21 protein-coding genes and 1 tRNA gene are annotated in these 20854 nt (G+C 73.3%); 14 read left to right on the forward strand and 8 right to left on the reverse strand.

Features of this window, described 5'->3' with window-relative positions; genetic code table 11:
• Window positions 1-56: 56 nt before the first annotated feature.
• The 5 genes from ehuB (at window position 57) to ACTWQH_RS21505 (ending at window position 4192) form a co-directional block, all read left to right on the forward strand.
• The gene (ehuB, locus tag ACTWQH_RS21485; protein WP_443288344.1) at window positions 57-995 is read left to right on the forward strand and encodes an ectoine/hydroxyectoine ABC transporter substrate-binding protein EhuB; all 939 of its coding nucleotides are present in this window, start codon (window positions 57-59) and stop codon (window positions 993-995) included.
• On the forward strand, window positions 992-1741 hold the full coding sequence (gene ehuC, locus ACTWQH_RS21490) for an ectoine/hydroxyectoine ABC transporter permease subunit EhuC (RefSeq protein WP_443288295.1): 750 nt from the start codon (window positions 992-994) through the stop codon (window positions 1739-1741). Before ehuB ends, ehuC begins: the two co-directional genes overlap by 4 nt.
• Complete coding sequence (ehuD, locus tag ACTWQH_RS21495) at window positions 1738-2397, forward strand: ectoine/hydroxyectoine ABC transporter permease subunit EhuD (protein WP_443288296.1); 660 nt, start codon at window positions 1738-1740, stop codon at window positions 2395-2397. The genes ehuC and ehuD overlap by 4 nt, the downstream gene beginning before the upstream one ends.
• Window positions 2398-2425: 28 nt before the next feature.
• Window positions 2426-3259: an ectoine/hydroxyectoine ABC transporter ATP-binding protein EhuA gene (gene ehuA, locus ACTWQH_RS21500; RefSeq protein WP_443288297.1), complete on the forward strand. Its 834-nt coding sequence runs from the start codon at window positions 2426-2428 to the stop codon at window positions 3257-3259.
• Window positions 3260-3391: 132 nt separating this feature from the next.
• Window positions 3392-4192 (forward strand): IclR family transcriptional regulator domain-containing protein, encoded by an 801-nt coding sequence (locus ACTWQH_RS21505; RefSeq protein ID WP_443288345.1) that lies wholly within the window; start codon window positions 3392-3394, stop codon window positions 4190-4192.
• A gap of 135 nt (window positions 4193-4327) precedes the next feature.
• Here the strand turns inward: ACTWQH_RS21505 and ACTWQH_RS21510 are convergent, their stop codons facing one another.
• On the reverse strand, window positions 4328-4756 hold the full coding sequence (locus ACTWQH_RS21510) for an OsmC family protein (protein WP_443288298.1): 429 nt from the start codon (window positions 4754-4756) through the stop codon (window positions 4328-4330).
• 115 nt (window positions 4757-4871) lie between these two features.
• Here ACTWQH_RS21510 and ACTWQH_RS21515 point away from each other — a divergent pair, with 115 nt between their 5' ends.
• Window positions 4872-5831 carry a phosphotransferase family protein gene (locus ACTWQH_RS21515; RefSeq protein WP_443288299.1) on the forward strand — a complete coding sequence of 320 codons (960 nt, stop codon included), beginning with the start codon at window positions 4872-4874 and terminating at the stop codon, window positions 5829-5831.
• 26 nt (window positions 5832-5857) lie between these two features.
• Here ACTWQH_RS21515 and ACTWQH_RS21520 read toward each other — a convergent pair.
• A tRNA-Leu gene (locus ACTWQH_RS21520) sits at window positions 5858-5941 on the reverse strand.
• A gap of 29 nt (window positions 5942-5970) precedes the next feature.
• Entirely contained in the window at window positions 5971-7308 is a 1338-nt protein-coding gene (locus ACTWQH_RS21525) for a DUF445 domain-containing protein (protein ID WP_443288300.1), read from the reverse strand.
• Window positions 7309-7374: 66 nt separating this feature from the next.
• On the opposite strand from ACTWQH_RS21525, the gene ACTWQH_RS21530 reads away from it, so the two are divergent.
• Together ACTWQH_RS21530 and ACTWQH_RS21535 are read left to right on the forward strand one after the other, a co-directional pair.
• A complete protein-coding gene (locus ACTWQH_RS21530; RefSeq protein ID WP_443288301.1) occupies window positions 7375-8694 on the forward strand; it encodes an SGNH/GDSL hydrolase family protein in 1320 nt (439 codons plus the stop codon).
• Between the two features lie 195 nt (window positions 8695-8889).
• Window positions 8890-11457, forward strand: coding sequence for a transglycosylase domain-containing protein (locus ACTWQH_RS21535; protein ID WP_443288302.1), 2568 nt, complete (start codon window positions 8890-8892; stop codon window positions 11455-11457).
• 70 nt (window positions 11458-11527) lie between these two features.
• Here ACTWQH_RS21535 and ACTWQH_RS21540 read toward each other — a convergent pair whose 3' ends face one another.
• Entirely contained in the window at window positions 11528-11830 is a 303-nt protein-coding gene (locus tag ACTWQH_RS21540; protein ID WP_443288346.1) for a GroES family chaperonin, read from the reverse strand.
• Between the two features lie 85 nt (window positions 11831-11915).
• Window positions 11916-12263, reverse strand: a complete 348-nt coding sequence (locus tag ACTWQH_RS21545) for a DUF3618 domain-containing protein (RefSeq protein WP_443288303.1) — start codon at window positions 12261-12263, stop codon at window positions 11916-11918.
• A 145-nt stretch (window positions 12264-12408) separates the two neighbouring features.
• On the opposite strand from ACTWQH_RS21545, the gene bcp reads away from it, so the two are divergent.
• The 4 genes from bcp to ACTWQH_RS21565 all read left to right on the forward strand — a co-directional run bounded on the left by bcp (window position 12409) and on the right by ACTWQH_RS21565 (window position 15088).
• Window positions 12409-12876: a thioredoxin-dependent thiol peroxidase gene (bcp, locus tag ACTWQH_RS21550; RefSeq protein ID WP_443288304.1), complete on the forward strand. Its 468-nt coding sequence runs from the start codon at window positions 12409-12411 to the stop codon at window positions 12874-12876.
• Between the two features lie 15 nt (window positions 12877-12891).
• Window positions 12892-13671, forward strand: a complete 780-nt coding sequence (locus tag ACTWQH_RS21555) for an HAD-IIA family hydrolase (protein WP_443288305.1) — start codon at window positions 12892-12894, stop codon at window positions 13669-13671.
• A gap of 69 nt (window positions 13672-13740) precedes the next feature.
• The gene (locus tag ACTWQH_RS21560; protein ID WP_443288306.1) at window positions 13741-14460 is read left to right on the forward strand and encodes a hypothetical protein; all 720 of its coding nucleotides are present in this window, start codon (window positions 13741-13743) and stop codon (window positions 14458-14460) included.
• Between the two features lie 7 nt (window positions 14461-14467).
• A complete protein-coding gene (locus ACTWQH_RS21565; RefSeq protein WP_443288307.1) occupies window positions 14468-15088 on the forward strand; it encodes a class F sortase in 621 nt (206 codons plus the stop codon).
• Here ACTWQH_RS21565 and rdgB read toward each other — a convergent pair.
• Both rdgB and ACTWQH_RS21575 read right to left on the reverse strand, forming a co-directional pair.
• Window positions 15048-15695 (reverse strand): RdgB/HAM1 family non-canonical purine NTP pyrophosphatase, encoded by a 648-nt coding sequence (rdgB, locus tag ACTWQH_RS21570; RefSeq protein WP_443288308.1) that lies wholly within the window; start codon window positions 15693-15695, stop codon window positions 15048-15050. The genes ACTWQH_RS21565 and rdgB overlap by 41 nt on opposite strands.
• 18 nt (window positions 15696-15713) lie before the next feature.
• Window positions 15714-16685: a TIGR03621 family F420-dependent LLM class oxidoreductase gene (locus ACTWQH_RS21575; protein ID WP_443288309.1), complete on the reverse strand. Its 972-nt coding sequence runs from the start codon at window positions 16683-16685 to the stop codon at window positions 15714-15716.
• Between the two features lie 95 nt (window positions 16686-16780).
• On the opposite strand from ACTWQH_RS21575, the gene ACTWQH_RS21580 reads away from it, so the two are divergent.
• Window positions 16781-17167, forward strand: coding sequence for a hypothetical protein (locus ACTWQH_RS21580; RefSeq protein ID WP_443288310.1), 387 nt, complete (start codon window positions 16781-16783; stop codon window positions 17165-17167).
• Window position 17168: 1 nt separating this feature from the next.
• Window positions 17169-18770: a caspase, EACC1-associated type gene (locus tag ACTWQH_RS21585; protein WP_443288311.1), complete on the forward strand. Its 1602-nt coding sequence runs from the start codon at window positions 17169-17171 to the stop codon at window positions 18768-18770.
• On the opposite strand, the gene ACTWQH_RS21590 is transcribed toward ACTWQH_RS21585, so the two are convergent.
• On the reverse strand, window positions 18767-20851 hold the full coding sequence (locus ACTWQH_RS21590) for a beta-galactosidase (RefSeq protein WP_443288312.1): 2085 nt from the start codon (window positions 20849-20851) through the stop codon (window positions 18767-18769). The two genes, ACTWQH_RS21585 and ACTWQH_RS21590, sit on opposite strands and share 4 nt — an antisense overlap.
• Window positions 20852-20854: the final 3 nt, after the last annotated feature.

A 20854-nucleotide genomic window follows, 5' to 3' on the forward strand; every position in this document is an offset into this window, starting at 1 on the left:
GCGGATCATCCGAATTGACTCGCATACAATCGGCGCTTCTGGGTAGCCGCGCGCCCATGACTCCATCAGAGAGAATTATTTCGGCTACGAGGGGAAGAGGGGTCTCTCGCCGTTCGTTGCTGTCCGGACTGGGGGCCTTGGGTGTCCTCGGTGCGGCCGGGTGCAGCAGGGTGGCCGCCGAGGGGGAGGTGGAGGGCGGCGATCTCCTGGCGCGGCTGCGGGACAGCGGCACGGTGAAGCTGGGCATCGCGAGCGAGCCGCCCTTCGGCTATATCGACGAGGACGGCGAGGCGACCGGTGAGGCTCCCGAGATCGCCAGGGTCATCTTCGAGCGACTCGGCGTTGAGAACATCGAGGCGGTGCCTGTGGACTTCAGCGCGCTGATCCCCGGGCTTAAGGCCCAGTTGTTCGACGTGGTCTCCGCCGGGATGTACATCAACGCCGACCGGTGTGCGCAGGTCCTTTTTTCCGAGCCCGATTACCTGATGCTCGACTCGGCCATCGTGCGCGCGGGGAATCCCGAGGGAATCACCAGCTACGAGGTCATCGCGGAGAAGGGCCTGAAAATGGCCACCGGTCAGGCGTACGCCGAGATCGGCTTCGCCATGAACGCGGGCGTGAAGCCGGGCAACATCCTGGAGCTGCCGGACCAGGTGGCGGGCCTCGACGCCGTGGCGCAGGGCCGGGTGGCCGCCTTCGTGGGGACCAACGTCACCGTCAAGGGCGCGGTGGCGGGCAACAACCGCGTGGAGGCGACCGATCCGTTCCCCTTCGAGGCGGGCGGAGAGCCCTCCTACGGCGCGGGCGGCTTCGCATTCCGGCTGACGGAGGCGAACCTCCGCGACAAGTTCAATGAGGAGCTGGCCAAGCTGAAGCGGAACGACTTCCGCGAACTCCTGGATATCGTGGAGCCCTTCGGATTCACGAGGGCGGAGATGCCCCAGAACCCCGAGACCGGCCAGGATCTCACCACCGAGGAGCTCTGCCGGCTATGAGTCAAGGAATTTTTGAGAGCTACTTCCTGCCGGGCATCTGGATCACGATCCAGGCGACCCTCTACAGCGCGATGCTCGGCGTGGTGGTGGCGTTCATCATCGGGACGCTCCGCACCTCCAGACTCTGGATCGTGCGCTTTCTGTCCGGCGTTTATTTCGAGGTATTCCGCGGCATGTCCGCGCTGGTTCTGATGATCTGGATGGTCTTCGCGGTACCGCTGATCTTCCAGTGGCAGTTCAGGCCGCTGTTCGCCGGGGTGCTGGCGTTGGGCCTGACCTACGGCGCCTACGGCTCCGAGGTGGTGCGCGGCGCCCTCGCGGCGGTGCCGGTGGCACAGCGCGAGGCGGGGATCGCCCTGGGCTTCACCCGTTTCCAGCGGCTGCGCCGCATCGAGATCCCGCAGGCGTGGCCGGAGATGATCCCGCCCTTCAACAATCTGCTGATCGAGCTGATGAAGGGGACCGCGCTGCTCTCCACGATCGCGGTGGCCGACATGACGTTCGCCGGGAACATCCAGCGGCTCGCCACCAACGACAGCGCCCCCATCTACACCCTGCTCCTGGTGCTCTACTTCGTCTTCGCGTTCATCCTCACCCGGGGCATGCGCCTGCTGGAGCGGCACGCCAAGGCGGGTGTGGGCCAGGCCCCGCCCCCGGGCGGCTTCTGGCGCGCCCTCTCGCTGCGCACCAGCGCCGGTGAGGGCACCACGGGAGCCACCACCGTGACGACGGGAGGCGCCAAGTGAACTGGGACTGGCAGGTCGTCGACGACTTCATGCCGTACTTCTGGGACGGGCTGAAGGTCACCCTCCAAGCGCTGGTGCTGGGCAGTCTCCTGGCCTTCTCGCTCGGCCTGGTGTGGGCGCTGGCACAGCGCTCGCCCTACGTGTGGATCCGCTGGCCGGTGAACTTCCTCACCGAGTTCATCCGCAACACCCCGCTGCTGGTGCAGCTGTTCTTCCTCTTCTACGTCGTCCCCTCGTGGGGCTCGGCCTTCTCCTGGTCCCCGCTGACCACGGGGATCGTGGGCCTCGGCCTGCACTACTCGACGTACACCGCGGAGGTCTACCGCGCCGGGATCGGCGGCGTTCCGGTGGGGCAGTGGGAGGCCGCCACGGCCCTGAGCCTGCCGCGCGTGCGCACCTGGACCGCGGTGATCCTGCCGCAGGCCATCCGCCGCGTGACCCCGGCGCTCGGCAACTACGTGATCGCGATGCTGAAGGACTCGCCCATGATCGCGGTGATCGGGGCGCTGGACATGCTCGGCGAGGCCGAGAGCTACAGCAACACCACCTTCACCTCCGAGGCGTACACGGTGGTCGGCGTCGCCTTCCTCGTCATCGCCTACCCGGCGTCCCTGCTGATCCGACTCCTGGAGCGCCGCCTTGCCCGCACAACCTGAGAACCGAGAAGGACGAGAAGGAAACGCCATGGACACGACCAACGACGCGGCGCCCGGCGGGAACGACAGAGGCAACGGGAACAACACGCGCGCCAGCGGCACGGAGCTGGTCCGCTTCGAGAAGGTGACCAAGCGGTTCGGCGACATGACCGTGCTCGACCAGCTCGACTTCAGCGTCGACACGGGCAAGCACGTCACCCTCATCGGCCCCTCGGGCTCGGGCAAGACGACGATCCTGCGGCTGCTGATGACGCTGGTGAAGCCCGACGAGGGCACCATCAAGGTCGACGGCGACTACCTCACCCACGAGGAGCGGGGCGGCAAGCTCGTCAACGCCGGCGAGCGGCACGTCCGCGAGGTGCGCAAGAAGATCGGGATGGTCTTCCAGCACTTCAACCTCTTCCCGAACATGCGGGTGCTGCGCAACGTCACCGAGGCCCCGGTCCACGTGCTGGGCCTGTCGAAGGACGAGGCGGAGGCGCGGGCCAGGGAGCTGATCGAGCTGGTCGGCCTGACCGAGCACCTGGACAAGTACCCCAGCCAGCTCTCCGGCGGGCAGCAGCAGCGGGTCGCCATCGCGCGCGCCCTCGCCATGCGCCCGCAGGTGCTGCTGCTGGACGAGGTGACCTCCGCCCTCGACCCCGAGCTGGTCGCGGGCGTGCTGGACGTGCTGCGGGACATCGCGCACACCACGGACATCACGATGCTCGTCGTCACCCACGAGATGACGTTCGCGCGGGACATCTCGGACGCGGTGCTGATGTTCGACCGGGGGAAGATCGTGGAGTCCGGGCCGCCGGACAAGATCTTCAGCGACCCGGAGCACGAGCGCACGAGGGAGTTCCTCAGCACCGTGCTGTGACGTGCGGGTCGCCGCACGCGTCAACGCCCTGCCGGGGAGGCCGGATTCCGCGCCCCGGCAGGGCGTTCCTCGCTACGCTGGATCGGGTCCGCCCGTCCGAAGGAGCGCTCCGGCGAGGAGGCCGCCGTGGCCATCACCTCTGACACCTCTGACACCCCTGGCACCTCTGGCGTGCCGCGTGCGTCCGACGCCCCGGCCCAGGCCGTGGGCGCCTCGCTCCGGCTGCTGGAGGCCGTCGCCGGCCGGCCCGACGGCATCACGCCCGAGGAGCTGGCCGGGGCCGTCGGCATGGCGCCCGCCCAGGTGGCGCGGCTGCTGCCGCTGCTGCGCCGCGAGGGGTACGTGGCCGACCTGCCCGACGGCGCCCTGGTGGCGGGCGAGACGCTGCTGACGCTGGGCGGGGGTGGTGGCTTGCGCGACCGGCGGCGGCTGCGCGAGATGCGCCTCCAGCGGGTGCTCGACAGCCTGCGCGAGGCGTTGGGCGCCGCCGTCTACCTCGCCCGGTACGTCGACGGCGAGCTCGCGGTGACGCACACCTCGGCCACGCCGGAGCTGCCGACCGTCAACGAGTGGGTCGACTTCCGGGCCGCCGCGCACGCCACGGCCGTCGGCAAGTGCCTGCTCAGCCAGCTCGACCACGAGGGCCGGTGCGACCACCTCTCGCGCCACCGGGCGGCCCGGCTCACCTCCCGCACCATCACCGACCAGCGGGTGCTGCTCAGCGCGCTGGACCGGCAGCCGGCCACCATGCCGGTGCTGGACCTCCAGGAGTACGCCGTGGGCACGCTGTGCGCGGCCGTGCCGCTGACGGCCGGCTCGACCGTGGGCTGCCTGGCGCTGTCGCTCCCCGTCGACCAGGCCCACCGGCTGCGCCGGGCGGCCGAGGCCCTCAACCGGCGGGCCGCGCCCGCGCTGCTGTCGCTCTCGCTCTGACCGCTCAGCTCACCAGGGTGGCCCGCGACCGGCTCCGTTGACATGCCTCGGCCTCCGAGGCGTCAACGCGCGGTGGCGAGGCCCAGGCGGACCTGGACCCCGCCACCGGGACGGGTCAACGCTCAGCGCAGGGGCTCAGGCGAGCAGTTCGGCCTCCAGCGTGATGGGCGCCCCGGCGAGCGCCTTGCTCACCGGGCAGTTCTCCTTCGCCGTGTTCGCCGCCGCCTGGAAGTCCTCCGCCGAGATCCCGGGCACCCGCGCCTTGACGCTCAGCGCGATGCCGGTGATGCCCTCCCCCGGCTGGAAGGTGACGGCCGCCTGGGTCTGCACCGACTCCGGCGGGGTCCCGGCACCGGACAGCCCGTGCGAGAGCGCCATCGAGAAACAGGAGGAGTGCGCGGCGGCGATCAGTTCCTCGGGGCTGGTCCGCCCGTTGGGCTCCTCGGCCCGCGAGGGCCAGGACACGTCGAACTTCCCGACCCCGGACGAGTCCAGGGAGACGTTGCCCGCGCCCTCCATGAGGGAGCCTTCCCAGTTGGTGGTCGCGATGCGGGTGGTTGCCATGGTCGATCCTCCGCAGGATTCGATTCGGAGTGGCACGTCAGGTACGCCTGATCACCAGGCGTACCGCTACACGCTACCCCTGCCCCCTTAACCACTCCCGTAGCACACTGTCCCGGTGACCAAACGCCAGCTCGATCACGCCGCCCTCGACCGGATCCTCGCCGACGCCGGCGTCCCGCCCGCGCCCGGCCGCGCGTACGAGGAGCTGCCGGGCGGCACCTACAACACCCTCTACCGCGTCACGCCCGGCGGCCTGCTGCTGAAGGTGCCGCCGGACCCCGCCACCCCCGCCATGAGCTACGAGAAGGAGCTGCTGGCCGGCGAGGCCATCTTCTACCGGCTGGCGGCCAAGGAGGCCGGGGTGCCCGTTCCCGAGGTCGTCTACGCCGACCCCGGCGGCGACTACCTGCTGATGACCGAGTGCCCCGGCGCCCCCTGGCACGAGGCCCCGCCCGCCGAGGCCGACCGGCCCCGGCTGCGCCGCGAACTCGGCCGCCTCACCGCCCTGCTGAACGCCGTGACCGGCCCGCACTTCGGCTACCCGGCCGCGCCCGCGCCCCCCGAGCAGGGCTGGCGCGGGGCGTTCACCGCCATCCTGGACGCCGTCCTCGCCGACGCCGACCGCTACGCCGCCACCCTGCCCGTCCCGCTCGACCGCGTGCGCGCCCTCGCCGACGCCGCCGCGCCCGCCCTCGATGAGGTCACCGCCCCCGCTCTCGTCCACTTCGACCTGTGGCAGGGCAACATCCTGCTCTCGGGAGGCCGGATATCCGCCCTCATCGACGGCGAGCGCATGTTCTGGGGCGACCCGCTGGCCGAGTTCGCCTCCCTCAACCTCCTCGGCGGCCCCGAGGACGACCCCGACCTGCTCGCGGGCTACGCCGACGGCGGCGGCACCACGGCGTTCGACGACGCCGCGCGCGTGCGCCTGGCCCTCTACCGGGCGTACCTCGACCTGATCATGCTGATCGAGGTGCACCCCCGCGCCTACGGCCCGGAGCGCATCGCCTGGAGCCACCGCGAGGTCGCCCCGCACCTGGTGTCGGCGCTCGACGAGATCGCCGCGCTGACGTGACGCTGAGGTGACGCCGAGGAGATGAGTGCGGCCGGAGGGATTCGAACCCTCACGGGCTTTCGCCCACTGGGACCTAAACCCAGCATGACTGCCAGTTCCATCACGGCCGCCCTGTGCGCCAGCCATGCTATCGGTCCCGTCAGCCGCCGAGCAGCCGTGTTGCGGCGTGGATCGCCAGGCCCGCCAGGGCGCCGATGATCGTGCCGTTGAGGCGGATGAACTGGAGATCGCGGCCGATGTGGAGCTCGATCTTACGGGAGGTGGTGGGGGCGTCCCAGGCAGCGACGGTGTCGGTGATGAGCGAGGTGATCTGCGTCCGGTAGCCGGTGACGACGTGGAGGGTGGCGTCGGTGACCCAGCCGTCGAGCTTGGCGCCGAGGCGCTCGTCGGTCGTCAGGCGGCGGCCCAGGGTCAGGAGCGAGGCGCGGGCGCGCAGGCGCAGCGCGCTGCGGTCGTCCTCGGCGGCGGTCAGGATCATGGCGCGCAACGCCGCCCAGGCGGAGGCGATGACCTCCTGCACCTCCGGGCGGTCCAGCAGCTCCCCCTTCAGGCTCTCCACCTTCGCCCTGGTCTCCGGGTCGTGCTGGAGCCGCCGCGCGAAGTCGGCCAGCAGCCGGTCGAGCGCGCCGCGCGCCGGGTGGCCCGGGGAGTCGCGCATCTCGGTGACGAAGCGCAGCAGTTCGCGGTAGACGCGGTCGCCGACCCTGCGGTCCACGAAGCGGGGCGTCCAGCCCGGGGCGCCGTCCTCGATGGCCTTCAGCACGGTGTCGCGGTGCCGCTCCAGCCAGTCGCGGGAGTGGGCGCACAGCAGGTCGACCAGGCGCCGGTGGCCGTCGTCGGCGATCGTCTTCTCCAGCAGGCGGCCGAGGCCGGGCGAGATCTCCTGGGCGTGGGCCCGGCGGGTGATGGCCTCCCCCATGACCGCCTGCACGTCGGTGTCGCGCAGCACGGCCAGGCCGCCGCGCACCACCGAGGCCAGCTCGCCGGTGACGCGGTCGGCGTTCCCGGGCTGGGAGAGCCAGCCGCCGAGGCGGTGGGCGAGGGCGGCCGAGCGCAGCTTGTCGCGCACGACCTGGGCGGACAGGAAGTTCTCGCCGACGAAGTCGCCGAGGGACTGGCCGAGTTGGTCCTTCTTGGTGGGGATGATCGCGGTGTGCGGGATGCGCAGGCCGAGGGGGTGGCGGAAGAGGGCGGTGACGGCGAACCAGTCGGCCAGCGCGCCGACCATCCCGGCCTCGAACGCCGCGGCGAGGTAGCCGGCCCACGCGCCCGCGCCGGAGCGTTCCGCCCAGGTCGCGAGGGCGTATCCGGCGGTCACGGCGAGCAGCAGGCCAGTGGCCACGCCCTTCATGCGGCGCAGCCCGCGCTGCTTGGCGGCGTCGCTCTCGCTGAGGTGGCCGCTCGCGTGGGCGCTCGCGCTCGCGGCCGCCGTCGCGGTCCCTGTCCCGGTCCCGGTCCTGAGGTCCATGGGCTCCATCCCGTTTCCCCGTTCCCCGTTCTCCCTCCTGCATTGTCCCTTCCGGCCGCGTGGGACCATGTGCCCGTGGGCGAGGCGGGCGAGGCGGGCGGGGCCGGCATACGGCGGCACGGCGACCGCCTGGGCGTCCGGCTGCTGTCCGGCTCGGCGGCGATCGTGCTGGGCCTGGTGCTGGCGCTGGTGGCGGGCGCGCCGACGACGCCGGTGCTGCACGCGAGCGACGACGGGTGGGTCGCGACCTGGGCGGCGGCCCCCACGGGCGCGGAGCCCGGCACCGAGGAGGGCATGGCCGGCCGCTCGGTGCGGAACGTGGTGCGCGCCTCGGTCGGTGGCTCCGGCGCGCGGGTGGAGCTGTCGAACGTTTACGGCACCCTGCCGGTCACCTTCACCAGCGTCACGCTGGCCCTGGCCCTGCCGGGCGGCGGCCCCGGGCTGCGGGAGGGCACGGTGCGGGTGCTGACCTTCACGGGCCGCGAGGCCGTGACGGTACCGGCGGGCGAGGCGGCGCTGAGCGACCCCGTGCGCCTCGACGTCCCGGCGGCGGCCGCGCTGGCGGTCACGGCGTACGCCCCGCAGCCGTCGGGCCCGGTGACGTACCACCACGTCGCGCAGCAGGGCAGCTACGTCGCGGACGGCGACCTGGCCGCGGCCGTCTCGGGCGCGGCGTACGCCGAGGCCTCGGCGCGCTGGCGTTACCTCACGGCGGTGCACGTGCGGGGCCCGGCGCCGGGTCCGGGCGGCGCGGTCGCCGGGGGCGCGGTGGTGGTGCTGGGCGACTCGCTGACCGACGCGCTGCCCGCCGAGGCGGGGACGTCCCGGCGCTGGACCGACCGCCTCGCCGCCCGGCTGCGCCAGGAACGGCCCGGCCGGCCACTCGCCGTGCTGAACCTCGGCATCAGCGGCAACCGGCTGCTGCGCGACGCCTCCCCGGAACGGGCGTTCAACGGGCCGGCCGGGCTGGCGCGCCTGGAGCCGGACGTGTTCGCGCAGGCGGGCGCGCGCACGGTGGTGCTGCAGCTGGGCATCAACGACATCCTGAAGCGGCCGCACGAGACCGACGCCGAGGAGCTGGTCGACGGCATGCGGGAGCTGGCGGACCGGTCGCGGGCGGCGGGGCTGCGGGTGGTCGGCTGCACGATCTCGCCCTTCCTCGGGCGCGCGGGCGTCAAGGGGGACGTGGCGGAGCTGGACGCGACGCGGCGCGAGGCGAACGAGCTGATCCGCGCGGGCGGCGTCTTCGACGCGGTGATCGACATCGACGCCGCGCTGCGCGACCCGGCGCGCCCGGACCGCCTGCTGGCGGCGTACGACTCGGGCGACGCGCTGCACCCCAACGAGGCGGGCCAGCGCGCGATGGCGGACGCCGTGGACCTCTCCGCGCTGTAGCGCTTCGCCCCCGGGCCCGGGCCCCGGACCGCGTGCCCCGGGCCCCGTGCCCAGGGGCGCGCGGCGCCGGCGTTCGCCCGCCTCCGGGCTACGGCCGTTCGGGGGACTGCCGGGCCACCGCCGGTGCTCCGTGGTGGTCCCGGCTCGCCGCGTCCTGCAAGGTCGTTTCCGTACTTCTCGTACGGGACGGACCGCATGACCGACACACCCCCCTCTCACCCACCCGCCCGCGGCCGGACGCGCGGCCTGAAGCGCCTCAGGTCCGCGCTGCCGCGCTGGCCCGGCTGGCCCTCGAAGAGCGCCGGAGTGCCGCGCCCCCGCCGGACGGGCTGGCGGCGTTTCCTGCCGACCTGGCGGATGGCGCTGGCCGGGTCGGTCGTGGGCGCGGTGGTGTCGGCCGGCGCGGTGCTCGCCGGGTACCTGCTGGTGGAAATCCCACAGCCGAAGGCCATCGCCGCCGCGCAGAACAACGTCTACCTCTACGCCGACGGCTCGCAGCTCGCCCGCGTCGGTGAGGTCAACCGCGAGATCATCCCGCTGGACCGGGTGCCCGTCCCCGTGCGGCAGGCCGTGCTGGCCGCCGAGGACCGCGACTTCTACGACTCCCCCGAGGTGGACCTGACCGCCATGGCCCGCGCCGCCTGGAACATGCTGCGCGGCGGCGGCACCCAGTCCGGCTCGACGATCACGCAGCAGTACGTCAAGAACTACTACCTCGACCAGGAGCAGACCATCACCCGGAAGGTGAAGGAGCTGTTCATCGCGGTCAAGCTCGGCCAGGAGGCCAGCAAGGACGAGATCCTCGCCGGCTACCTCAACACCAGCTACTTCGGGCGCGACGCGTACGGCGTCCAGGCCGCCGCCCAGGCGTACTACGGCAAGGACGCCGAGGAGCTGACCACCGCCGAGGGCGCCTACCTCGCCGCGCTGCTGGCCGCGCCCAGCGTGTACGACGTGTACGCCGGCAGCGGCAACCGCGCGGCGGCGGTGGCGCGTTGGGAGTACGTCCTGGACGGCATGGTCTCCGAGGGCTGGCTCGGCCAGGCGCGGCGCGACGCGCTCCGCTTCCCCGAGCCGCTGCCGCCGCGCCCCGCCGACGACCTGTCGGGCCAGCGCGGCTACCTCGTCGAGGCGGCCCGCGAGTACCTGCTGAGCACCGGCGTGGTCGACGAGCGGCTGCTGGCGGCCGGCGGCCTGAAGATCACCACCACCTTCGAGCCGGTGCGGCAGCAGGCGCTGGTCAAGGCCGTGGAGGAGCAGCTGCGGTCCTCCCTCGCCCCGGGGCTGCGGGAGGCGGACGGCTACGTCAGGGCCGGGGCGAGCTCGGTGGAGGCGGACACCGGCCGGGTGGTGGCGATGTACGGCGGCTGGGGCTACACCGAGCAGTTCGTCAACAACGCCACCCGCCGCGACTACCAGGCGGCCTCCACCTTCAAGCCCTTCGTCTACGCGGCGGCGCTCGAACACGGCGCCCGGACGCGGGAGGGGAAGCGCGTCGGCCCCGACACGCTCTACGACGGCGACAGCGGGCGCGAGGTGGTGGGCCGCGGCGGGCGCGGCACGGGCTGGTCGCCGGAGAACGAGGGCGAGAAGGACTTCGGCGAGATCACCGTCGCGGAGGCGATGGACGATTCGGTCAACGCCGTCTTCGCGCAGCTCGGCGCGGACGTGGGCCCGGCGCGCGTGAGGGACACGGCGGTGGCGCTGGGCATCCCGGACGACACCCCCGGCCTGGACGCCGCCAAGGGCTCGATCGCGCTGGGCACGGCCACGCCGAGCACGCTGGACCTCGCGCAGGCGTACGCCACGCTCGCCTCCCACGGCGTACGCCACCCGGCGGTGCTCGTGGAGAAGGTCACCCTGCACGGCCGGGAGCTGCCGCTGCCCGAGCCGCGCGCCGAGCGCGTGATCTCGCGGCGGGCGGCGGACGGCACGACGGCGGTGCTGCGGGGCGTGGTGGACCGGGGCACGGGCATGGAGGCGCGCTCGGCGGGCCGCCCGGCGGCGGGCAAGACGGGCACGGCGGAGGAGGACCGGGCGGCGTGGTTCGCCGGGTACACCCCCGAACTGGCCACCGTCGTCGCCGTCTTCGGCCAGGACCCGGCCACGGGCGCGCAGCGGGCGCTGTACGGGGCGGCGGGCCACGAGCGGATCAACGGCGGCGGCTTCCCGGCGCGGATCTGGGGGCAGTACACGGCGCGGGCGCTGGTCGGCCTGCCGGTGAAGGGCTTCCAGCTGGACGCCCCCGAGGCCCGGAGCCGCGAGGGCCGGGAGGGGGAAGGGGAGGGGGATCGGGATCGGCGGCGGCCGGAGAGCTCCACTCCGGCCTCGGCCCGCTCCGAGCGGGAGGGTACGCCCTCGCCCTCGCCGTCGCCCTCGTCCTCGTCGCCCTCGCCTTCGACGCCCGGGTCGGGCCCGGAGCCGGGGCCCTCGGGGTCGGCGCCCGTGCCCTCGCCGCCGTCATCACCGCCGCCCGCGGACACGCCCGAGGCGACGGACACGCCGGAGCTGCCCTTCAGCCCTCCGCCGTCGTTCTCCGCTCCCCCGCGCACCCCTCCGAGCGGCCCGGCGATATCGCCGGAAACGAGAGAGCCGGAGACGAGAGAGCCGGAGACGAGACAGCCGGTCGCGCCGCCCGAGCCGCCCGAGGCGGACGCCAACGCCCCCACCCCGCCGTTCTTCCCGGACTCCCCCACCCCTGGCGCCGGTGGCGGGTGGGCGGGCGGAGCCCCGTGGCGGGAGGACGGGCGGGCGGGAGCCTAGTGCCGCGGACGCCGCTCCTTGTCGGGCAAGCCTTGGCCCCTCGGCCGACGCGGCGCTGGAGGGCGGAGGGCTAGAGGTACAGCCCCGTCGAGTCGTCGGTGCCCTGGAGCCGCTCGGCGGCCACGGCGTGCAGGTCGCGCTCCCGCATCAGCACGTAAGACACCCCGCGGACCTCGACCTCTGCGCGGTCCTCGGGGTCGTACAGCACGCGGTCGCCGGGCTCGACGGTGCGCACGTTCTGCCCGACGGCCACGACCTCGGCCCAGTCGAGGCGGCGGCCCACCTGAGCCGTCGCCGGGATCACGATGCCGCCGGACGAGCGGCGCTCGCCCTCGGCGGTGTCGGCCCTGACCAGCACCCGGTCGTGCAGCATCCGGATGGGCAGCTTGTCGTGGGTGGGATGGGAACTCACGGGACGACCGTATCTCAGAAGCGGGGTGGCCTGGCCAGCGACCGGTCTAGCGGCGACGGCGGCGGGAGGAGGCGACCAGCACGCCGACGGCGGCGGCCGCCACCAGCGCCACGGGGACGACCCGCTCCAGGCGCGGCCCGCCCTCCGGCGAGACGAACTGGCCGCGCACGCCGTCCAGGCCGCGGCTGACGGTGGCGAACGCCCGGCTTGCCGCGCGGTCCACGGTCTCCACGGCCAGGGCGCGGGCGTCGCCCGCGATGGTCTTGGGGTGAACCCGGATGGCGATCTCGTCCAGGGTCGCGGCGAGATCCTCCCGCCGCCTGGCGATGCGCGCCTCGATCTCCGCCGGGGTCCCGGTTGTTTCCGCCACCGCTCTGGCCTCCCGTCCGCCCATGTCGTGTGGTCGCCCACAGTCTGTCAGCTCCACCGGCGCGGTGCCTGTCACATCCCCCCTTTAGGCTGGTGACCAACGACAGGCCCACCGGCCCACAGGTCCAGAGCACCACAGCACCACAGCACCCACACGACGAGGAGCCGCGATGAGCGCGCGTCTGCAGCCCGGGGACGAAGCCCCCGCCTTCACCCTGCCCGATGCCGACGGCCAGCCGGTGTCCCTCGCCGACCGCCGCGGCCGCACGGTCATCGTGTACTTCTACCCGGCCGCCATGACGCCCGGCTGCACCAAGCAGGCCTGCGACTTCACGGACAACCTCGGGCTGCTGGCCGGCGCCGGGTTCGACGTGATCGGCGTCTCCCCCGACAAGCCGGAGAAGCTGGCGAAGTTCCGGGAGAAGGAGGACCTGAAGGTCACGCTGGTCAGCGACGCGGACAAGTCGGTGCTCACGGCGTACGGCGCCTTCGGGGAGAAGACGATGTACGGCAGGACGGTCACCGGCGTGATCCGCTCCACCGTCATCGTCGACGAGGCGGGCAAGGTGGCCCAGGCGCTGTACAACGTGCGGGCCACCGGGCACGTCGCCAAGCTGATCCGGGACCTGGGACTGTAGGGCCGGGGGGTTGTCATGTCCGAGCGCAAGCCGATCGAGTCCTGGCTGACCGACATGGACGGCGTCCTCATCCACGAGGGCGTCCCGGTGCCCGGCGCCGAGCGCTTCGTCAAGCGCCTGAAGGAGTCGGGCAAGCCCTTCCTGGTGCTGACCAACAACTCGATATACACCCGGCGCGACCTGGGCGCGCGGCTGGCCCGGATGGGCCTTGAGGTGCCGGTGGAGTCGATCTGGACCTCGGCGCTGGCCACCGCCCGATTCCTCGACGACCAGCGGCCCGGCGGCTCGGCGTACGTGATCGGCGAGGCCGGGCTGACCACGGCGCTGCACGACGTGGGGTATGTGCTCAGCGACGCCGACCCGGACTACGTGGTGCTGGGCGAGACCAGGACCTACAGCTTCGAGGCGCTGACGAAGGCGATCCGCCTGATCAACGCCGGGGCACGGTTCATCGCCACCAACCCGGACAACACCGGGCCCTCGACCGAAGGCGCGCTGCCGGCGACCGGCTCGGTGGCGGCGTTGATCACCAAGGCGACCGGCCGCGAGCCGTACTTCGTGGGCAAGCCCAACCCGCTGATGATGCGGACCGGGCTCAACCTCATCGGCGCGCACTCGGAGACGAGCGCGATGATCGGCGACCGGATGGACACGGACGTGCTCGCGGGTCTGGAGGCCGGGATGGAGACGTTCCTGGTGCTGACGGGCGTGACGCAGCGCGACGAGATCGACCGGTACCCCTTCCGCCCGATGACGGTGGCCGAGTCGATCGCGGACCTCGTCGACCGCGTCTGAGCTGACGCGGCGTAACTCGTCCGGACGCGCCGGGATGCGGCGGGTCGCGCGCGGGGGGACCGTCGGAGCATGTCCCTCAGACTCATCGTGAGCGCCGCGTTCGTGGCCCTGGCCGCGGGCGTCGCCACCGACCCGGCCATGGCGGCACAGGAAGATCCGGGTGCCGTGGAGGTGACCCCGGCCGGCCCGCGCCCCGGCGACGAGGTCGAGCTGCGGGTGACCGGGTGCGAGGACGCGCACGGCGTCGCCCGCTCGGCGGCTTTCGTGGCGGAGGCGACGCTGGCCCCGGCGGACGGGGCGGCGGGCGGGCTGATGGGTGAGGCGCGCGTCGCGTCGACCGTGCCGCCCGGCGAGTACCCGGTCGAGGTGTCCTGCGACGGCGACGAGGCGAGGCTCACCGGCCGCATCAGCGTCGGAGGCGAGGGCGGGGGCGGGGGCGGTGATGACGGGGGCGGCGACGCGGGCGAGCCCGCGCCCGGATCGCCCGAGTTCCCCGGCTCCTCTGACGCGCCGCAGGAGCCGCAGGAGCCGCACGAGCCGCAGGAGCCGCAGGAGCCGCCCCAGGGCCACGACCAAGGCCAGGGCCAGGGCTACGGGCGCCTCGGCGAGCCCACGCCCACCGCGCCGGTGCGCGCGGGCGGCGGCGGCACGGCCGCCGGCGGCCCGGCGTCGGCCGGCGCGAGCCTGAGCATCGGCCCGGCCGGTCTCGCGCTGCTCTCCGGCGCGCTGGTCTCCAGCACGACGCTCCTCGCCGTCCGGCGCCGCCCGCGCCGGAAGGGCGGCAGATAGGAGCCCCGTGGTCCACCGCCTCGCCTCCTGCGTGACGTGGACACTGCTGCTGCTCGCCCTGTGGGCGTGGGGCCTGCACCTCACCGACGGCCCGGTCTTCGGCGGCGGCGCCCCCACCGTGCGGGCCGCGCCCCTCGCGGGCGCCCCCGCGCCGCGCCGCCTGGAGATCGACGCGATCGGCGTCAGCGCCGACATCGTGGCGCGCGGCGTGGACGCGGACGGCGGGGTGGCGCCGCCGCCGTTCGACACCCCGCAGGCGGTGGGCTGGTACGCCGGCGGCCCGACGCCGGGCGCGGTCGGCGCGGCGGTGCTCGTCGGGCACGTCGACACCCGGTCCGAGCCGGCCGTCTTCTACGCCCTGAGCACGCTCCGGCCGGGCGACGGCGTCCGCGTCACCCGCGCCGACGGCAGCACCGCCACCTTCGCCGTCGGCGAGGTGGAGGTGATCGACCGGGACGACTTCGACCCCGGCCACGTCTACGGCCCGCGCGACCCCGGCGCGGCCGAGCTGCGCCTGATCACCTGCGGCGGCTCCTACGACCCCGACCGCCGCGCCTACTCGGCCAACGTCGTGGTCTCGGCGTATCTCACCGGCTCCGGTTCCGGCTCCGGCTCCGGCTCCCGATGAGCTCCGCGATGTGCGGGGCCAGCGCCCGGAACGCCTGCCCCCGGTGGCTGATGGCGTTCTTCTCCTCCGGGGTGAGCTGGGCGCAGGTGCGGGTGTCGCCCTCCGGCTGGAGGATCGGGTCATAGCCGAAGCCGCCGTCGCCCGCCGGGGCGTGGCGGAGGATGCCGCGCAGGCGGCCCTCGGTGACCCGCTCGGTGCCGTCGGGCAGCGCGAGCGCGGCGGCGCACGCGAAGTGGGCGCCCCGGTGGGCGTCGGGCACGTCGGCGAGCTGGGCGAGCAGCAGCTCCAGGTTGGCCGCGTCGTCGCCGTGCCTCCCGGCCCAGCGGGCGGAGAAGACGCCCGGCGCGCCGCCGAGCGCGTCCACGCACAGTCCGGAGTCGTCGGCGACGGCGGGCAGCCCGCTGGCCCGCGCGAGGGCGTGCGCCTTGAGCAGGGCGTTCTCCGCGAAGGTGACGCCGGTCTCGGCGACGTCGGGCGCGCCGGGCACGGCGTCGGCGCCGACCAGCTCGACGCCGCTCAGGCCGGCGGTTTCGGCGGCCTCGGCGAGGATGGCGCGCAGCTCGGCGATCTTGTGGGCGTTGCGGGTGGCGAGTACGAGACGCTGCATGCCACCGATTCTGCCGCCTCAGCCCACGGCCCTGAGCCGCGGGATCACCGGGGCGAACGCCTCCATGTAGGGGCCGTGGACGGTGTAGTACGTGAAGCCGTAGCGCTCGCGCTGGGCGAGGAGCTGGTCGGCGATCTCCTCGACCGTGCCGAGGAGGACGAAGGGCGAGCCCAGGATCTCCTCGACGGACAGGATGTGCCCGAACCGCTCCGCCAGCGTCCCGGCGGCGCCCGCCCGGTCGTCGGTGATCACGACGAGCTGGATCAGCGCGTGCCACTCGACCCGCCCGGCCCGCTCCCCGGCCTGCCGCCGGGCGAACGCCACCCGCTCGTCGGCCTCCTCGGCGGTGGCGATCCGCATCGTCCCCGGCGGCTTCCCCTTGAGCTGGAACACCCCGGCGACGCTCACGATGTCGGCGCGCTCGCCGGCGATCCGCAGGATGTGGTCGCCCGTGCCGCCCACGATCAGCGGCGGGCCGTGGCCGCCGAAGCCGCCGCGCTGGACGGGCCGCAGCACCGGGATGCCGAAGTTCTCGCGCAGCGCCGCCTGTTCGGCGTAGCCCTCCTCGGCAGCGAACAGCCGCCCCAGCTCGCCGATCAGCGCCTCCAGCCGCTCCGCGCGGGCACCGAACGGCTCCCACTCGATGCCCGCCGCCTCGTACTCCCACTTCATGTGCCCGGCGCCGAGGCCGAGTTCGAGGCGCCCGCCGGTGAGGACGTCGGCGGTGGCGACCTCGCGGGCGAGCAGCGCCGGGTTCCAGAAGGAGGCGTTGAGCACGAGCGTCCCGACCCGGAGGCGCCGGGTCGCGGCCGCCGCCGCGACCAGCGCGGGGAAGGGCGAGGCGATCCCGAGGTGGTCGGCGGCGAAGACCGTGTCGTAGCCGAGCCGCTCGGCGCGGCGGCAGGTCCCGGTGAAGGAGGTGAGCGATTCGATGCCGAAGATGTTGTACGAGAAGCGGAAGCCGGTCACAGGGGTCACGGGATCGGTCATGGCACGACGGTGCCACAGGGGCGCTGCGCGCTGAACGATCCGCGCCCGGTCCCAGCGCCTAAACTGACTCCTCCTGGCTGAAGAGGGGGCAGTACATGAGCACAGGCGCCATGGACTTGGGCGTTCAGCTGGTCGGCACTCACGATACGGACGCCGAGGAGCTCGCCCGGCTGACCGGATCGCTGCGGCGCGAGCTGCTCGAACTCGACGTCGAGGACGTGAGCCTGGCGCGCTCGGGCGCCGAGGCGCCCGAGGGCGCCAAGTCCGGCGAGGTGGTGGCCGTGGGCGCGCTCGTCGTCACGGTCGCGCCGGTGCTCGTCCGCCAGGTGGTGAAACTGATCGACACCTGGCTGCGGAACCGGCCGCTGCGCACCGTCAAGGTGGAGCTGGACGGCCGCAGCATCGAGCTCGGTCACGCCTCTCCCGAGGACCAGCAGCGGCTGATCGAGGCGTTCGTGAACGCGGGCGCGACCCAGGAGTGACGTGGACGGTCCCCAGGGCCGCCGTGCGGCGTTACTCGTCGCCAACGGCGCCTACGACAGCCCGGCGTTCCGGCCGCTGCGCTCGCCCCGCCAGGACTGCGAGGGCCTGGCGGCGGTGCTCGGCGACCCGGCGGTCGGCGGCTTCGGCGTGGAGCGGCTGGTGGACGCGACGTCGTACGAGGTCAGGCGCGCGCTGGAGCGGTTCTTCCGGGGCCGGGGGCGGGACGACGTGCTGCTGCTGCACCTCTCGTGCCACGGCATCAAGGACGACGAGGGGCATCTGCACTTCGCCGTGTCCGACACGGACATGGAGTTTCCGGCGTCCACGGCCGTCTCGGCGGCGTTCCTGCACGAGCTGATGGAGCGGTGCCGGGCGCGCACCGTCGTGGTGCTGCTGGACTGCTGCTACAGCGGGGCGTTCCTGCCGGGGGCGAAGGGCGACGACTACGTGGCGGTGAAGGAGGAGCTGTCGGGACGGGGGCGGGTGATCCTGACGGCGACGAACCGCACGGAGTACGCCTGGGAGGGCGAACGCCTCCAGGCGGCGGAGCCGCAGCCGTCGCGCTTCACGGGCGCACTGATCGAGGGCCTGCGCACCGGAGAGGCGGACGGCGACGGGGATGGCAGGATCACCGTCGCCGAGCTGTACCACTACGTGTACGAGCGGGTGCGGCGCGAGGGGGCGCGCCAGACCCCGCGCATGTGGGCCGACGTCGAGTACCAGGTGACCCTCGCTCGGGTCGGCATCCGCGCCGCGCCGGTGCTGCCGGAACCCGAGCCGGTGCCGGTGCCGGTGCCGGTGCCGGTGCCGCCACAGCCTGTGGAGTCTCCGGAGGAGCTTCGGCGAAAGCGGCAGGAGTTGGCGTCCCTCATGGAGAGGCTTCACGCCCGGAGACTCAAGGCTGCGCTTGGCGGAGGGGGCGGTCTCCAGCGGGGCCAGGACGCCCTGATCCGGCTGGACCTCGTCCTTGCCGAGGCGGCGCTCGGCACGACCAAGGAGATCCAGGTCAGCGCCGCCGTCACGTGTGATCGCTGCGACGGCGCCGGCGCCGTCCTGGAGGCGCCGCTGGTCACCTGCCCTCGTTGCCACGGGAGGGACCCGGTGAAAATGGGGACGTACATGCCCGCCCATCAACTGGACACCGGGCCAAAACCATGTCGCGTATGCGACGGCTCAGGCCTGGTCAGACCGCCGTGCCCCACCTGCGCGGGTCACGGCCGCGTGCCCCACCGCCGCTCCTTCGCCCTGACGGTCCCGGCCGGGGTGAGAAGCGGGACGCGCATCAAGGTCGGCGGATACGGCGAGATGGGTCCAGGCGGCGGTCCGCCCGGCGACCTCTACGTCGAGGTCCGCGAGCTGCCCCATCCGGAGTTGGAGCGGCGCGGCGACGATCTCCACCTCACGCGGCGGATTTCGCGTCGTCTCAGTCGTCAGGGCGGCACGATCGAGGTGCCGACGCTCGAGGGCGTGAGGACCGTCCCCATCCCTCCGGGGCAGCGCACAGGCACGCTGCGGCTCCCCGGCCTCGGCGCAAGACGCCTGGGCGCCGGGGACGGGGGCCGCGGCGATCTGCTGGTCCATGTGCAGGTCAGGTGGTTCTAACCGACGAGCACCCGCACGTCCCACGCCCCCAGCGCGAGCTCGTGCCCGGCCGGGAGCTCCTCGCCCGTCACCGCGTCCCGGGCCGCGCCCGGCAGCGTGAAGGTGCTGGGCTCCCAGGACCAGTTGTGCACGAAGCGCAGCCGCGTGCTGCCGTCCGCCGCCGTCGCGCTCGTGACGGTCTGGCTGGGGACGGCCGGGCGCCAGGCGTTGCCGCTGATGGCGGCCGGGGCGCACCAGCTCAGCAGCGACTCGGCCAGCGCGGCATCGGGCACCGTGCCGACGTACGTCACCCGTCCCGCGCCGTGCTCGCGCGTCGTGATCGCGGGCCAGCGGGAGAAGTGCGGGTGCTCGTAGCTCGCGAGGACCTCGCCGTCCACGAGCTGGACGCCATCCAGCCAGCGCGTGGCGTTCCCCTCCAGGGCTCCCGCCACCGGCAGCGGGCGCCGCAGCGAGGAGAACTCCTCGTACCACACCCCGGACGCCTCCGTCAGGAACGCCGGCTTGCGCTCCAGCCGCGCCCGCGCCTCCTCGTCGGCGTAGCCGGTGCGGATGCCGAGGACGAGGTGGCCGCCCGCCTCGGCGTAGCGCGCCAGCCACTCCAGCTCGGCGTCGGTCGCCGTGAGGTACGCCGCCGCGACCAGCACCGGGTGCGAGGCGGCGAAGTCCGCCGGGTCGGTGGTGAAGGTCTGCGAGGGGTGGACGATGCGGGACTGCAGGCCCGCGTCGAAGGCGCCCCGGTAGAAGGCGTCGAAGGCGGCCTCGTAGGAGCCGCGGTCCGGTCTGCTGTCGGGGTGGGAGAGCATCGGCGTGCCCTGGAGGTACCACTTGGTGTCGTTGGAGTAGAGCAACGCCACGTCCGCGTCCGGCGTCAGGCCCGCGACCAGCGAGCCCGCGCGCTCCAGTTCCTCGCCCAGACCCGCCAGCTCGGCGTAGATCCGGCCGGGCTCCAGGCTGTGCGGGAGGATGCCGCCCCAGTAGGTCTCGGCGCCGTAGGGGATGGTGTGCCAGTGCCAGTACTCGATCATCCGCGCCCCGCGCGAGATCAGTGCCCACGCGGCCTGGCGCCACTGGCCGTCGAACGCCGGCTCGCTGAGCCAGGAGCCGCCGATGGCCTGTGCGTTGGTCTCGGTGACGAGGAACGGCTCCTGGCGGGAGGAGTACATGCGGTCGGCGGACAGGTAGAGGGCCCAGGTGCCGAGGGAGGCCCAGTCCTTGATCTCCGGCTGCTCGACGGGCGGGAGTTCGAGGCTGTTCTGCATCCGGTAGTAGGGGTTCCCGGCCGTCACGTCGAGCCGCCGCGTGACGTCCTCGTCCTTGACCGTGGGGCGGCCGTAGGAGATGCAGGTCGTGACGAAGTGTCCGGCGGGCGCGTACTCCCGCACGACGTCGGCCTGCCAGCCGATGAAGTCGGTGGTCAGGGAGCCCTGGAAACGCCGCCAGGCCAGGTCGTACTGGGGCTGGCCGTTGTTGTCGGGGGTCCACAGGTCGGCCCAGGTGGACAGGCGGTGGGACCAGTAGGTCAGGCCCCAGCGCTCGTTGATCTCCTCGATGGAGCCGTAGGTGTGGCGCAGGTGGTCCACGAAGCGCTGGAAGACGCCGCGGTTGTGGAAGATCTCCTCGCCCGGCTCGTTGTCGACCTGCCAGCCGATGACGGCCGGGTGGTCGGCGTAGCGGGCGGCGATCTTGCGGATGACGCGCTCGGCGTGGAAGAGGAACGCCGGGTGGGTGTAGTCGATCTCCTGCCGCATGCCCCAGCCGATGGGCCGGCCGGTGCGGCGCTCGGCGTTGATCTCGGGGTAGCGCCGCGCGAGCCACGGCGGGGCGGCGTACGTGGGCGTGCCGAGGACGACGTGGATGCCGCGCTCGTGGGCGCCGTCGAGGACGGGCTGGAGCCAGTCGAGGTCGAAGACCCCGTCCTCGGGCTCCCAGGTGGACCAGACGGACTCGCCGACGCGGATCACGCTGAAGTGCGCCTTGGCCATCAGGTCAAGGTCCTCGTCGAGACGGGGAGAGATCTTCGCCGGGTGGTACTCGTGGTAGTAGGCAGCGCCGAACAGCACGCGGTTGGGGAGGGTTGCCATGTC

The organism is Streptomyces sp. 6N223, assembly GCF_052246635.1.
GTDB lineage: Bacteria > Actinomycetota > Actinomycetes > Streptomycetales > Streptomycetaceae > Streptomyces.

Coding starts and splice junctions, on each gene's coding strand:
- ehuB (WP_443288344.1), top strand. CDS start 57: ATGACTCCATCAGAGAGAATTATTTCGGCTACGAGGGGAAGAGGGGTC.
- ehuC (WP_443288295.1), top strand. CDS start 992: ATGAGTCAAGGAATTTTTGAGAGCTACTTCCTGCCGGGCATCTGGATC.
- ehuA (WP_443288297.1), top strand. CDS start 2,426: ATGGACACGACCAACGACGCGGCGCCCGGCGGGAACGACAGAGGCAAC.
- ACTWQH_RS21510 (WP_443288298.1), bottom strand. CDS start 4,756: ATGGCAACCACCCGCATCGCGACCACCAACTGGGAAGGCTCCCTCATG.
- ACTWQH_RS21525 (WP_443288300.1), bottom strand. CDS start 7,308: ATGGAGCCCATGGACCTCAGGACCGGGACCGGGACAGGGACCGCGACG.
- ACTWQH_RS21535 (WP_443288302.1), top strand. CDS start 8,890: ATGACCGACACACCCCCCTCTCACCCACCCGCCCGCGGCCGGACGCGC.
- ACTWQH_RS21540 (WP_443288346.1), bottom strand. CDS start 11,830: ATGCTGCACGACCGGGTGCTGGTCAGGGCCGACACCGCCGAGGGCGAG.
- ACTWQH_RS21545 (WP_443288303.1), bottom strand. CDS start 12,263: ATGGGCGGACGGGAGGCCAGAGCGGTGGCGGAAACAACCGGGACCCCG.
- bcp (WP_443288304.1), top strand. CDS start 12,409: ATGAGCGCGCGTCTGCAGCCCGGGGACGAAGCCCCCGCCTTCACCCTG.
- ACTWQH_RS21555 (WP_443288305.1), top strand. CDS start 12,892: ATGTCCGAGCGCAAGCCGATCGAGTCCTGGCTGACCGACATGGACGGC.
- ACTWQH_RS21560 (WP_443288306.1), top strand. CDS start 13,741: ATGTCCCTCAGACTCATCGTGAGCGCCGCGTTCGTGGCCCTGGCCGCG.
- rdgB (WP_443288308.1), bottom strand. CDS start 15,695: ATGCAGCGTCTCGTACTCGCCACCCGCAACGCCCACAAGATCGCCGAG.
- ACTWQH_RS21575 (WP_443288309.1), bottom strand. CDS start 16,685: ATGACCGATCCCGTGACCCCTGTGACCGGCTTCCGCTTCTCGTACAAC.
- ACTWQH_RS21580 (WP_443288310.1), top strand. CDS start 16,781: ATGAGCACAGGCGCCATGGACTTGGGCGTTCAGCTGGTCGGCACTCAC.
- ACTWQH_RS21590 (WP_443288312.1), bottom strand. CDS start 20,851: ATGGCAACCCTCCCCAACCGCGTGCTGTTCGGCGCTGCCTACTACCAC.